Here is a 12,042-nt window from a genome sequence, read left to right on the forward strand (position 1 = left end):
TCTATACTTAGATCACAAGCGAAATAACAACTTTCGAACGAAAGAAATGCCGTGACTAAAACGTCTGATGCAGTGCCCCTTGACCGCCGACGCGACCGCATCGTCGCCCTTGTCAAATCGACCGGCTTTATGGCGGTCGAGGAACTGGCACGCCGGTTTAACGTCTCGGTCCAGACCATCCGCACCGATTTGCGCGATCTGCATGAACAGGGGCGCGTGTTTCGCCGTCATGGTCTGGCGGGCCCGGCACCCGATCCGGATAACTCGGCCTATGAAAAACGTGAAGTCTGGAACCGGACGGGCAAAATGGCGATTGCCGCGAAGGTCGCCGACCTGATCCCCGAGGGTTGCACGATTGCGATTGGCACTGGCACCACCGCCGAACTCGCCGCCCAGCATCTGGCAGCGCATCGCAACTTAACGGTTCTCACAAACAACCTGCATGTGGTGATGGCCCTGCAAAACGCACCGAATGTGACGCTTCGCCTTGCCGGTGGCACGGTCCGCACCCGCGATCTGGATATCATCGGCGCAGACAGCGCGGATTTTTTCGGCAGCATGCGTGCCGATTTCGGGATTGTCAGTGTTGGCGGCATGAGTGACGAAGGTGATTTACTGGACTTCAATATGGATGAAGTCCGCGCCAGACGCGCACTGGTATCGTGCTGCGACCATGCGATCCTGATGATCGACGAGAAGAAGGTTGGCCGCAAAGCCCTTTGCCGTGACGGCCACGCCAGCGATTTTCAGACGGTGTTGCTGAACACCGCGCCGGGGGATGCGTTACAACGTGCGCTGGTGAAGGCGCGGTGTCAGATTGTGGTGGTGCCCTGAGGTCTCTAACAATCAGCGCTCAAAAGACAAAACTCAGAACAATCTGCCCATATTTTTTATGCGAGATTTTGACTTTATCGCATCTATTCTTTCTTTGTAATCCATAATTTCCTTACCATAATGAATAATTATTCTATAAACTAGCAAAAAAAAGCTCTTTAATATTTCATCATTACTAGAGAAATCTGCTTTTTTCATTTTTTTAAATAAAAATTCCTCCCCGTATTTCGCGCGAACAAACGACTCTGAAACTCGAGATCGCAGCTCGTCTTCCTCAATCATAAAGGTAGGAACTAAATATGAATCTTTGAGTTCTCCATCATCATCAAAGAATATTAGACAGTACAAATCTGACCACCTTTCACTTTGATCAATAACCCATCCTTTACCAGCCCGAAAGACAGCTTCTCTTTTCGGCGTTTTTTCTATCAATTCTTCAACATTTTCACGATGAAAATCGTTTAACTCATAGAAGTCCCTTACAATAAAACCTTTGGTTTTTCGGATTGATACTTGGGGTGACGAACTAGTTTTAACTTCTATCGACAATCCATTTCTGTAACTACCGCAATAATACTCAAATAAATTCACATTATTGTCGTACAATTTTGTTATAATGTCACCAAATTTAGCATTGTCTAACGTTAGGTATAAATCAGAAACATCCAACCCTCCAACATTCGGGCTCTTTAAAGCATCCGAGATCCTTTGCTCATAAAAAAAACCTCTATATCTTGGGTTTTTCTTTAAGGCTTCAAGATGACTCTCAGCTTCATCTTTTGAAAAAAGCGCACTCATATCTCTCGAACTCCTCTTCATCATAGCGTTGCTTCTTCGCTGATCGTTAGATCACCTTCGACATGCAGGGTATGGTTGGGTGCAACCGCTTTCCAGCTATCGCTTTCAGTATCGAGCGGCTCGGACACGACAATCACGTGATCATCGCGTTTGCGCCAATAGAGCGATGGCGGTTTGTCGTCGCTGGCATGGCGGATGGCGCAGACGCTTTTGCCGTTTGACAGGCAGGCGGTGAATCGAAACGGCGACGTTGCTCCGCGCAGCTTCATTTCATTTTCCACCACTTCAATCGTGCGGCGGATTGCGCGGTGTGGATCATTGCGCAGTCCAAGCGTCAGCATCAGGCAAAAGATCAGTTCGCTATCGGTTGAGCCCTGTCGGCCTTCGTAAAATTCGTCTTCGATCATCATTTCAAGCGATCGACGCACCAGCGGATAATCGCCAATCTGGCCGTTATGCATGAACAGATACTGGCCGTTGGAAAACGGGTGGCAGTTGGTGCGGCTGGTGTGCGTTCCGGTCGAGGCCCGGACATGGGCAAAGAACAAACCCGATTTGATGTGATGGGCAAGCGACCGCAAGTTCGGGTCATTCCAGGCCGGCAGGATTTCGCGATACAGCCCCGGTGTCGGACGTTCGTCGTACCAGCCAAGACCAAACCCGTCGCCATTGGTCGGCGTTTTCGCCTGTTCGGCATGCAGGCTTTGTTCGACCAGCGAATGGCGCGGCTCAAAGACCAGCTTTTCCAGATAAACCGGATCCCCGATATAGCTTAGCCAACGACACATGATTTGCCCCCGCACATGAAATTTGATCGCGCACATCTAAGCCGGATAATTACATCACGGTCAATGTGATATTGTGTGTCTCTGCCCTGTTTCCAGGACATGGCCGCAAACAGGGTTTTGTTGGCAAAAAGAACAACAAACCTCTTGCCAAGGCGGGTGATTGTCCGTATTTTCCGCGCCACAAAATGAATCGTGCTGGTGTAGCTCAGCTGGTAGAGCGGCGCATTCGTAATGCGTAGGTCGTAGGTTCAAATCCTATCACCAGCACCATTTTGTAAAACAAAGACCCGCCAAGACGCAGCCTGCTGCATCTTTGGCGGGTTTTGTGTTTCAAGGCCCTGGTTTGCGACTTTGCGCGATGCAATTTCGGCGCGATCTTTTCACATTCCACTCCCCACCCCGTCTGTTTGCAAGGAACCGTTATAACTTCTTGCAGATCAGGGGCGGCATGATGGCGGCCCTTTTGAGTGTTGCAAGACACCATTGGGGAGTGCAGGCATGACCGATAGTGACGCGCCCAAACCAGCCAAGGCTTCGAACAAATCCAGCGACAATTCCGATAACGGGCAACCGTCATCCGAGGCCGGTGCGGCAGATGCCGAAAACAATCTGCGTGAACCAACCGAAGCCCCGGACGCCATCAGCTCCGAGCAGGCCGCTGTGGATATGATGGCAGCCCTTTGCCGTGACTTTGGCCTGCCGGGCTTTGAGCAAGCCGCATCGGGCAGTCAGACTCAGTCATCACAGCAGTCACAACCAATGGAAACCGCCTTCCAGATCATTCAACGTTATCTGCTTGATGGCGGGACGTCATCGCCAACCCCAACAACCGCAAGTGCGCCGACGGAAGGCTACACCAGCCCGCTTGAAAACATGGACCCTTGGTACAGTGCCGATGGCGGTTCGTCTGCCACCAATAGCCCGGGCAGTACTGCGGACGCGCAATGGGGTGTAACCACGATCCATGCGGACGGCAGCACAACCGACATGACCGGCCCGGTGATCCGCGATGACATGTTCCGCACCGCCATGCCGACCCTTCAGGGCAAGGCAGACACCACCGCCGATACGCCCGACTGGGCGATCAGCATGGAACAGGGCTATCCCCTGTCGCCGACCAAGACCAGTGCGCAGACCGCCATTTCTGCGAAAATGCTGGCACCCGATGTGCCAAAATCCTTGTGCAAATGGTCCTTGCATGTCGGCGCATCAACAGATGCGCAGTCCGAACTTTCTGTTACGGCACCGAATGCGGCCCCGTCACAATTGCGTGCACTTCTGTTTGATGCGATCGATGCCGATGGCGCAGCCCCCCAGATGTCCGAAGTGCCGATTTATGGCGGCGCACCGCATGCCATCCATCTTGAACAGACCGTTGGCGCGACGGGCAGCGAAGCAACCCCGGATGTGGCGTTGATCCGCCTGATCTTTGCCGACCGTGCGCCGGTGCCAATCCATCTGGAATATGTTGGCACCCTGCCAAGCCCGATCGTTGCGGGAAATGTGATGGTGGCCCCCAATTCCAGCATTCCGTTCTGGGTGCAGATCACCCCGCCCAGCGAAGGCGACAAGGGGGCCGGTCTTGTTGTTCTGGTCCGTTATGAAGCCGAGACCAGCTTTGACGTGACCGCCCAGCTGATGACGCAGGCCCGGACCAGCACCCCGACCGCGATCCTGAGCTGCAATGCGCAGCATGATCGGTCGGCCTGCCGGGCTGCCAGCATGATCTCTGATAGCAGAGGACGTCTTGAAACCGGGTTGACCGGCCTGCCAACCGATCCGGATACCGCCGATCTTGAAAAATACGGGTTCATACCACCGGCCTTTATGCTTGAAGCAGACACAAGCACATCGGCATCAGCGCCGAGTTTGACGTCGACAAAAGCAGCAGCGAAAGCTGACCCCACACCCACGCCGGCGAAATCTGGTACAGCGGCAAAAACATCCGATCCGGGCGATGATGGTGACACCGACAACAGCGACAACAGCGACAGCAGCAAAACCAGCAGCAGCAATGCCAAATCGTCATCGGGCTCAAGCAAAGGCAAGAACGGCAATAGTGACAACACTGACAACACTGGCAGCACTGGTAGCAGCAAAGGAGGCAGCTGATGTCCGGGCAAGCGCAAAACGATGTGACCACGGCAAGTGATCGCAAGGACGCGGTCAGGAAGGCGTTCAATCAGGAATATCTGGCAACCCAGCAGGCTATGGCGCAGGCTGCCGAACGGGCCCGCGCCCAGGTTCTTGATCAAAAACAGACCATTTCCAATCATGCCGAAAACGTGAAATCCGGCGCACAGGCCCCGCAGCCCGCAATCGGCAGCCAGCAAACAGGGCAAGCCACCCCGCATCCTCAGTCGGCACAACAAGGGGCACCGCATATGGCATCGGATCCAAACATGCAAAACGGCCAGCAGGTGATGTTCGATATCGCCAATGAAATCCGTAACATCATCGCACGCGAGATTGACTTGCGCATGCAGGCCTTGTCCGAGAAGGTGGAAACCGCCCTTGCCGAAGCCTTCCCGCCACGGGATCCGACAAAGGACCAAAATCCCCAGCCTTCAAATCCCGCGCCCCCACAAAAGACATCCGGCAAAAAGACCTAGCCCGATGTTTACCACCGGGCCTGGCCCGGAACATCAACGCCAATAACAAGCGCGTCAACGCGCGACAATTTGTCCCGAACCTAACCCTCAGACCGCCTGGCGACGGCTGTGCCGTTATGTATGTAAACACAACTATAGGATGTGTATAAACTTTTATTCACAATTTCTTTGCGGCTACGTCATAATGATTACCGCAAAAGTTATTCATCCTATGGTTGTACTGTATCAACCGGAGGGGTCCATAGTGCAGAACGAAAAGAACAGTCCGCAGGATGAGGCAATCCTGACAGAAGCCGAGATCAGCTTTGCCAAAAGTCTTGAACAAAGCCTGTCTCTGGCGTTGGGTGACGATGACAAGGTGACGTCAATCTGGTCCCGGTTAAAACCCGAACAAAGGGCGCGCATTGCCGAAGATTATCTGGCAAAGCTTGCCGCAGAGGATGATCCCGTCGACCCAAAAGCCGACCACAGCAGATTGACCGCCCCGACAAGCAGCGCACTTGATCCGCGCGCGATTATGCAATCAATGGCATCGCCTGGTTTGGCGGCACCCCCGCCCGAGCACCAATCAGCCTCGACGGCAAATCCCCGTCCGCCCAAAAATCCGGGCAACACGCAGTACAGCCCACCGCCCGGTTATCCGGCAGACTTCAACCCGCTGGCAGGCTTTCCCGGCCTTGAACCATCGCGCAGCGGCCCAAGCCCGGAAGACATCATTGCCGGTGCACTGGGATCGCCCGGCAGCACACCGACCGACCCGCTTGATATCCTGCGTGGTCTTGTTCCGGGGGCAGAAAACCCGACATTGCGACAACCGGTGCCCCATGTACCGGTCCCGCAATCGCCGGCAACCCCGCCCGCGCCGAATTCACCGAATGTCCCAGATGGCGGACAACATGCGTCCCCGCAACATTCGCCGCAAAGCGATCGGCAAGCGGATGCGGATTTGGGACCGGCGGCACCGAATTTCTGGCCGCTTTGGATTGATCAGCAAGACGCACTTTTGAAGCAATGCCTGAAACTGATGTCAGGCAATATGGATGATGCGCAGGATGCGCTGTCCGAGGCGATGGTCAAGGCATCGACCAAATTCGAAGAATCCATGGATGAAATCCGCAACCATCGCGCCTGGCTGTCGCGCATCGTCCACAATGCCTGCATTGATTTGCACCGGCAAAACCGGCGCAAGGCGGAATATCGCGAAGAAACCCACGGGGCGGCCGACACACCGGCATCCCCGATGACGGCCCCGATAACACCCAGCCCCGAGGAATCATATCTGGCTGGTGAAAAACTTGATCAGCTGGAGGCGGCCCTTCTGGAGATGCAGGAAAAACTGCGCAAGCCGCTTTTGATGCGCTGTGTTCAGGACCGCACCTATGACGAGATTGCAGCGGCCCTTGGATTAAGCAACTGCGCGGTGCGCAAGCGTGTTCAGCTGGCCCGCGAACACCTCAGGGCTTCGGGCATTCAATAAGAATACGTGCGTAAAAAAACGACCAACTCGCAAAAAAGACGCGTCACAACGATACACCACCAGCGTCGATAGACTGAAAACGGGACGGCGAAACCCCGACAGAAACACAACAGCAAGCAGCACACCGCAAAGCGTAACGAAGGAGACTTTACAATGGCGATTCCGACCCCGGTAAATGGTCAGATCACTGATGCAGTCACCCAGGCTAACGTGAAAGTTCTGGGCGACGCCCCGGCAATGGCAATGGGCTCGATCTTCCAGTCCCTCGCACATTCCACCGGCATTCTTTATGAAAACGCCGTCAGCGCACAGCAGCAGATCGGCATCACCTCGCAGGCCGCAACCAACCAGGGCGTCATCCAGATCTATTCGGTCGACACGATGGCAGACTCTGTTGCGACCTCCAAAATTGCCAAAAGCGACGTTCCCGACAACATGCTGTCGCTTCTTACCGCTCTTCAGGCAACCAAGGGCTGATTTTCAAAACATCTTTGGCCCCAAAGCCAGTTTCAAATCGGGCGGTCGCAATCATCAGCGATCGCCCGATTTCATTTGGCGAGCGCCTTGCAAAACAATCCGTTCTTTTGCAAGGCGCTGCGTCACAAGACGACACGCCCCCCGTCATCTGTCTGACCGCAACACACGCAAAACGGCTGGTTTGGAACATCTTTTCCTTCCGGCATTTCCCTAGGCAAACAGGAGATAAACAGTGGCTGATAACACTCCGCTAAATGGTCAGATCACAGATGCCGTGACCCAGGCGAACGTGAAAGTTCTGGGCGACGCCCCGGCAATGGCGATGGGTTCAATCTTCCAGTCCCTCGCACATTCGACGGGTATCCTGTATCAGAACGCCGTCAGCGCCCAGCAGCAGAACGGCATCACCTCGCAGGCCGCGACCAATCAGGGCATCCTGCAGATCTATTCGGTCGACACCATGGCTGACGCCGTTGCGACCTCCAAGATCGCCAAAAGCGATGTGCCCGACAATATGCTGACGCTTCTGACGACGCTTCAGGCAACCAGAAACTGATTTTATTCAGGGTTCCGGCCCGTCCAGCCCATATCACACCGGGCGGTCGTATTGATCTGCGACCGCCCGTTTTCATTGTGGCGACGGTTCTGCAAGCAATCCAAGTTTTTGCCTGCCCATCGTCACAAGACACCAAGTCCCCCGTCATCTGTCTGACCGCAGGACATGCGGAAAGGGTCGGTTCGGGGCCTTACGTTCCTTCCGGCACTTCTTTAGGTAACCAGGAGATACACAATGGCTGATAACACTCCGGTCAATGGTATGATTACCGACGCCGTCACCCAAGCCAATGTCGAGGTCATGGGTGATGCGCCGGCAATGGCCATGGGCTCGCTTTACCAGTCGCTGGCGCATTCTCATGGCATTCTCTATGAGAACGCTGTCAGCAGCCAGCATCAGGTGGGCATTTCCTCTCAGGCGGCCACCAATCAGGGCGTCATCCAGGTCTACTCTGTCAACACCATGGCGGGGGCCGTTGCGACCTCGAAACTCGCCGCAAGCGACGTTCCCGACAATATGCTTTCGCTGTTGTCGGCTCTTAAGGCCACGACCGGTACGGCCGTGTCCTAAACATCCCCACTGGTTTCGCCGCCAACCCCGCCCGGCATGCATGCGCTTGCCGGGCTTTTTCTTTCACAAATGCCCGCGCTCGGCGTCAAACCGATACGTAGCACTTCCACCAGCCCATTCCTCCAGACAAGGAGACGGACATGCCATCGGCACCACCTGAGCAAGACGGCAAGAAATCCCAGCACCACCCCGCCAGTCACCCTGAAGATGATCATCAGTGCTCGGTTTCAGATCAGATCACTGACAGCGTTGCCCAGACGAATGTTGCCACGATGGGGGCCGGTCCGGGCTTCGCCGCGTTGCAATCCATGATGGGTCAGGCGCAATCGCAGAACATCCTGATGGCGAACATGGTCTCGGCCCAAAAGCAAAATGCCATGATCGGCATGACGACCATGACCCAGAGCATTCTGCAAATGATGAAACGTCGTAGTTAATAAGGATCACCCCGATGAGCAATCCGAACGAAGTCGACGAACAAATTACAGACAGCGTCACCCAGACCAACACATCGGTCATTGCCAATGGTCCGGCGATGGGCGCGATGCAGACCTATCTGTCGCAGGCCCAGGCACAGGGGATCCTGTTTGCCAACATGGTCAATGAGCAGCAGCAACAGGCAGTTGCCAGCCTTGCAACCACCATGGAATGCGCAAAGGCCACCCTGTCGGTCCAGGACAACAAGCCAAATTTTTTTACCATGGCCAGTCCGGCCAGTTCACCGTCCAAGAAACCGGACGTCAACAACAACCCGACCTGAACCCCGATGGCACGCCCCAAGGCCAGAACAAGACAGGTGCCCTTGGGGGCGGAGGAACCGGTGGCAGCACCGAGACAGCAGACCACTGGTATAAAGGCACCATGGATCCACGTTTCTACGGCCCAGCCGGAACCGGAACCCAGTTGGAAACGGCCGCGAACGAAGGTGGTGCAAGCAGTGAGGTCACAGGATGAGTGATATCGTAAACCCGCAAGTTACCGATGCTGTCACCCAGACCAACGTCAAAATTCTGGGTGAAAGCCCGGCACAGGCGGTTTCCATGGCCATGCAGTCGCATTCACATGCCACCGGCCTTGCCATGGAAAACGCAACCCTGACACAAGGCAACATGCAACAGGTTGCCAATACAGCAACGTCAAAGCTTGTTGCCCTGATCACCGCCCTGGCGGGCTAGGCGCAACAGACTCTAATTGATCACAATCACGTCCGTGCGACGTCTAGAGATGTGCGGTCAGACCGATCGCTTTTTCGGAGGATAACATGGCAATTCCAACCCCGGTGAATGGTCAGATTACAGACTCTGTGACCCAGAGTGCGGTCAGTGTTCTTGGTTCCGCGCCTGCGAATGCAATGGGTGCGATTTACCAAAGTGCGGCCCATTCAACATCGATCCTGTTCCAGAACGCTGTTCAGGCACAGCAACAGGCATCGATGTGTTCGCAAGCCGCCACCAATCAGGGCGTGATGCAGCTTTATTCCGTCAACACCATGGCGGGTGCGCAGGCAACAGCCAAACTCGGCCGGTCCGACAACAGCGATGCGCTTTTGACACTACTCGTAATTTTGGCAGCAACCCGCCGCTAGGCACATGATCCGTCTGGTCCTGCCCGGACCAAATACGGTCAAAACATGAGGGCGTGAAATGGCAGACAACACCCCTGTAAACTCACAAATCACCGATGCAGTGACCCAGAACAACGTCAAGGTTCTGGGCGAAGCACCGGCACATGCCATGGGGCTTGTGTATCAGACGATGGCACATTCCATCAGTTTGTCGATGCAAAACGCCATGCAGACCCAAGGCGGCCTGCAGCAGATCGGCAACGCCGTCACATCAAGCGCCTGCCGTATGATCCTGGAAAGTACTGGCGGTGGCATGGGCGGTGGCAAAAGCGGCGAATAACGCGCCCGCAGATTTTATGGCTCCTGGCCCGTCCCGACAGAGATAATCAAACCGGTCTTTTGACCCGTTGCATATGAGGTTTTCGATGGCAGACGACGACGCAAAACAGAACGAAGATCCGAAAGCTGGAAACAAAGATCAGGGCAATGAGCCGGACAAAGCCGCGTCCCCCGCCGACAAGGATGGTGACGGTGACAAAAACGCCGCAGACGCCAAGGACGCGAAAGATGGTGGCGCTGCAAACGGCGATAAAAAGGCCGATGACAAGGATGATGCAAACAAACCGGCATCCCCTTCTGATCCCGCAGCCCCGGACAATCCGCCGGGCACACCGCCGCTCAGCACAGCTTTGAACCCGCAGATCGTGCAGGCTGTCGGCACGACCAACCATGCGGTTCTGAACGGCGCGATCCCCGGCGCCAATGGTGTCGCCTATCAAAAGGTTGCCCAGGCAGCCGCCTATGCGGTGCAGGATTCCACGGATTATCTGCGCAATATCATGTCGATGGCATCCGCCACAACCGGTGTCGCAATGCAACAGATGCTGGCCACAAAGGAAGTCGATCCTTATTCGAAAATCATCGAGGCAGCAACCAAGGCAGTTGGCGACGCCCAGACAACCTTTTCCAAGGTCGGCACGTCAGCCAGTTCGGTGGTGAAGGATTTTGATAGCCTCGCCTGATCAGGCTCAGGCGCTGCGCATCAGCTCGATACGGTGGCAAGCCTCGGAGAAATCCGGGGCAAACAGTTTAAGACTGACACCCGTCCCCTGAAGCTCATACGCGCCCATTTCCTCTGTCGGGCAGGAAATGAACCGGGCCACGGTCGAACTGACCAGAACACGCCGGCCAAGTTGCTTGGTAAGCTGTTCGATGCGGGCTGCTTCGTTTGCCGCCTGCCCGACCACGGTAAAATCGACACGTTCCGACACGCCGACATTGCCGTAAATCACTTCCCCGACATGCATGCCAAGGCCGTAATCGAATGGCAGTTTTCCGACTTCTTCGCGCCGCGCATTCAGCGCATCGATGTTCAACTGGGCCTCGGCCGCGGCATAAAGTGCTGCGTAACAGGCGGTTTCAAGATTGGTTTCGTCTTCATCAATCGGGAAAATCGCAAGCGTCGCATCCCCGATATAACGCAGAACCTGCCCGCCATGCTTAAGCACGGCACCGGCTGTTGCGCCAAAGAAATCATTCATTTCGCCCAGGAACGCATCATCACCGACATGGGTCGCAACCGAGGTCGAGTTGCGCATATCCGAAAACCAGATCACTGCACGGGTTTTGGTACTGTCGCCCAGTTTGATCTGACCATTGCGGACACGTTGCCCGGCATCGGTGCCAAGATAGGTTTCCAGAATGGTGCGGGTTTCTTCGTGGTTGATACGCATTTTGCACGACACGGCAAAGCGGCGCTGAATACCCGACAGGATCGCCAGATCCTCGTCCGAGAAACCACTGGGACGCCGCGTCAGATAGGTCATGAAGATGCGGTTGCTATTGAGCGTACTGTCACTATCGGTCACGAACGGCGTCATCAGGGCGTAATAGTCCGTGCCCCGTTGACGGCGGAAAGTTTCAAGGATCGGGAAGTCGACAACTGCGCTTGGGCCGATAAGATGACGGCGCATGAAGCTGACATCGCTATCAAGCATCCATTTCATCGGGCTTTCGGCCCAATCGCGATCCTTTTCGTCATCGCCCATATGGGTGGTGCGCACAACCTGGCCGTTTTCCTTGGTCCAGATATAGGAAACACCTTCATAGAGCGGATGCAGGGTCTTGAACGCGACCATGACGCGATCAATCGGGATTCCGGATGCAACCAGACGGCTGGCCATGCCTGACAGAAGTTCGCTGATGTCGGTATCATCAAGCGCACATTCCATCAGCCAGTCGTTAACAGAGCGCACAAAGCCACGCGCGGCTTGCGCGTTATTGGTTCCGGGAAGCGGGGTTACCACGCCGGATGAAGACTGATTGTTGGTCATGGGCACGCTCCGTCCGTTCGTCTGCTTGATTGT

16 protein-coding genes and 1 tRNA gene are annotated in these 12,042 nt (G+C 55.2%); 14 read left to right on the forward strand and 3 right to left on the reverse strand.

Going from position 1 to position 12,042, the window contains the following annotated elements; translation table 11 throughout:
* Positions 1-51 precede the first annotated feature (51 nt).
* Positions 52-834 carry a DeoR/GlpR family DNA-binding transcription regulator gene (locus tag DY252_RS15485; RefSeq protein WP_082923621.1) on the forward strand — a complete coding sequence of 261 codons (783 nt, stop codon included), beginning with the start codon at positions 52-54 and terminating at the stop codon, positions 832-834.
* Between the two features lie 33 nt (positions 835-867).
* On the opposite strand, the gene DY252_RS15490 is transcribed toward DY252_RS15485, so the two are convergent.
* A complete protein-coding gene (locus DY252_RS15490) occupies positions 868-1,632 on the reverse strand; it encodes a hypothetical protein (protein WP_129542746.1) in 765 nt (254 codons plus the stop codon).
* Between the two features lie 20 nt (positions 1,633-1,652).
* The gene (locus DY252_RS15495; RefSeq protein WP_064790590.1) at positions 1,653-2,420 is read right to left on the reverse strand and encodes a class II glutamine amidotransferase; all 768 of its coding nucleotides are present in this window, start codon (positions 2,418-2,420) and stop codon (positions 1,653-1,655) included.
* 194 nt (positions 2,421-2,614) lie between these two features.
* On the opposite strand from DY252_RS15495, the gene DY252_RS15500 reads away from it, so the two are divergent.
* The 13 genes from DY252_RS15500 (at position 2,615) to DY252_RS15560 (ending at position 10,698) form a co-directional block, all read left to right on the forward strand.
* Positions 2,615-2,690, forward strand: a tRNA-Thr gene (locus tag DY252_RS15500).
* 228 nt (positions 2,691-2,918) lie between these two features.
* The gene (locus DY252_RS15505) at positions 2,919-4,532 is read left to right on the forward strand and encodes a hypothetical protein (RefSeq protein WP_064790589.1); all 1,614 of its coding nucleotides are present in this window, start codon (positions 2,919-2,921) and stop codon (positions 4,530-4,532) included.
* Positions 4,532-5,032, forward strand: coding sequence for a hypothetical protein (locus DY252_RS15510; RefSeq protein ID WP_064790588.1), 501 nt, complete (start codon positions 4,532-4,534; stop codon positions 5,030-5,032). The genes DY252_RS15505 and DY252_RS15510 overlap by 1 nt, the downstream gene beginning before the upstream one ends.
* 244 nt (positions 5,033-5,276) lie before the next feature.
* Positions 5,277-6,509 carry an RNA polymerase sigma factor gene (locus tag DY252_RS15515; protein ID WP_064790587.1) on the forward strand — a complete coding sequence of 411 codons (1,233 nt, stop codon included), beginning with the start codon at positions 5,277-5,279 and terminating at the stop codon, positions 6,507-6,509.
* A 153-nt stretch (positions 6,510-6,662) separates the two neighbouring features.
* A complete protein-coding gene (locus DY252_RS15520; protein ID WP_008890488.1) occupies positions 6,663-6,986 on the forward strand; it encodes a RebB family R body protein in 324 nt (107 codons plus the stop codon).
* Between the two features lie 232 nt (positions 6,987-7,218).
* Positions 7,219-7,542: a RebB family R body protein gene (locus DY252_RS15525; RefSeq protein WP_008890487.1), complete on the forward strand. Its 324-nt coding sequence runs from the start codon at positions 7,219-7,221 to the stop codon at positions 7,540-7,542.
* Between the two features lie 234 nt (positions 7,543-7,776).
* Positions 7,777-8,112 carry a RebB family R body protein gene (locus DY252_RS15530; protein WP_008890486.1) on the forward strand — a complete coding sequence of 112 codons (336 nt, stop codon included), beginning with the start codon at positions 7,777-7,779 and terminating at the stop codon, positions 8,110-8,112.
* Between the two features lie 140 nt (positions 8,113-8,252).
* Positions 8,253-8,549, forward strand: a complete 297-nt coding sequence (locus DY252_RS15535) for a RebB family R body protein (RefSeq protein ID WP_064790586.1) — start codon at positions 8,253-8,255, stop codon at positions 8,547-8,549.
* A gap of 14 nt (positions 8,550-8,563) precedes the next feature.
* Positions 8,564-8,872 carry a RebB family R body protein gene (locus DY252_RS15540; protein ID WP_064790585.1) on the forward strand — a complete coding sequence of 103 codons (309 nt, stop codon included), beginning with the start codon at positions 8,564-8,566 and terminating at the stop codon, positions 8,870-8,872.
* 190 nt (positions 8,873-9,062) lie between these two features.
* A complete protein-coding gene (locus DY252_RS15545) occupies positions 9,063-9,287 on the forward strand; it encodes a RebB family R body protein (protein WP_064790584.1) in 225 nt (74 codons plus the stop codon).
* An 86-nt stretch (positions 9,288-9,373) separates the two neighbouring features.
* Positions 9,374-9,697 (forward strand): RebB family R body protein, encoded by a 324-nt coding sequence (locus tag DY252_RS15550; protein ID WP_008890481.1) that lies wholly within the window; start codon positions 9,374-9,376, stop codon positions 9,695-9,697.
* 58 nt (positions 9,698-9,755) lie between these two features.
* The gene (locus tag DY252_RS15555) at positions 9,756-10,016 is read left to right on the forward strand and encodes a RebB family R body protein (RefSeq protein ID WP_008890480.1); all 261 of its coding nucleotides are present in this window, start codon (positions 9,756-9,758) and stop codon (positions 10,014-10,016) included.
* An 85-nt stretch (positions 10,017-10,101) separates the two neighbouring features.
* Positions 10,102-10,698, forward strand: a complete 597-nt coding sequence (locus DY252_RS15560; RefSeq protein WP_082923619.1) for a hypothetical protein — start codon at positions 10,102-10,104, stop codon at positions 10,696-10,698.
* A gap of 6 nt (positions 10,699-10,704) precedes the next feature.
* On the opposite strand, the gene DY252_RS15565 is transcribed toward DY252_RS15560, so the two are convergent.
* Positions 10,705-12,009: an adenylate/guanylate cyclase domain-containing protein gene (locus tag DY252_RS15565; protein WP_064790583.1), complete on the reverse strand. Its 1,305-nt coding sequence runs from the start codon at positions 12,007-12,009 to the stop codon at positions 10,705-10,707.
* Positions 12,010-12,042: the final 33 nt, after the last annotated feature.

Origin of the sequence: Thalassospira indica, from assembly GCF_003403095.1 — a bacterium.
GTDB classification, from domain to species: Bacteria; Pseudomonadota; Alphaproteobacteria; order Rhodospirillales; family Thalassospiraceae; genus Thalassospira; species Thalassospira indica.

Bases quoted from the DNA above. Each gene is read 5' to 3' on its own strand.
- DY252_RS15490 (WP_129542746.1), bottom strand. From the start codon at position 1,632: ATGAGTGCGCTTTTTTCAAAAGATGAAGCTGAGAGTCATCTTGAAGCC.
- DY252_RS15495 (WP_064790590.1), bottom strand. From the start codon at position 2,420: ATGTGTCGTTGGCTAAGCTATATCGGGGATCCGGTTTATCTGGAAAAG.
- DY252_RS15505 (WP_064790589.1), top strand. From the start codon at position 2,919: ATGACCGATAGTGACGCGCCCAAACCAGCCAAGGCTTCGAACAAATCC.
- DY252_RS15510 (WP_064790588.1), top strand. From the start codon at position 4,532: ATGTCCGGGCAAGCGCAAAACGATGTGACCACGGCAAGTGATCGCAAG.
- DY252_RS15520 (WP_008890488.1), top strand. From the start codon at position 6,663: ATGGCGATTCCGACCCCGGTAAATGGTCAGATCACTGATGCAGTCACC.
- DY252_RS15530 (WP_008890486.1), top strand. From the start codon at position 7,777: ATGGCTGATAACACTCCGGTCAATGGTATGATTACCGACGCCGTCACC.
- DY252_RS15535 (WP_064790586.1), top strand. From the start codon at position 8,253: ATGCCATCGGCACCACCTGAGCAAGACGGCAAGAAATCCCAGCACCAC.
- DY252_RS15540 (WP_064790585.1), top strand. From the start codon at position 8,564: ATGAGCAATCCGAACGAAGTCGACGAACAAATTACAGACAGCGTCACC.
- DY252_RS15545 (WP_064790584.1), top strand. From the start codon at position 9,063: ATGAGTGATATCGTAAACCCGCAAGTTACCGATGCTGTCACCCAGACC.
- DY252_RS15550 (WP_008890481.1), top strand. From the start codon at position 9,374: ATGGCAATTCCAACCCCGGTGAATGGTCAGATTACAGACTCTGTGACC.
- DY252_RS15555 (WP_008890480.1), top strand. From the start codon at position 9,756: ATGGCAGACAACACCCCTGTAAACTCACAAATCACCGATGCAGTGACC.
- DY252_RS15560 (WP_082923619.1), top strand. From the start codon at position 10,102: ATGGCAGACGACGACGCAAAACAGAACGAAGATCCGAAAGCTGGAAAC.
- DY252_RS15565 (WP_064790583.1), bottom strand. From the start codon at position 12,009: ATGACCAACAATCAGTCTTCATCCGGCGTGGTAACCCCGCTTCCCGGA.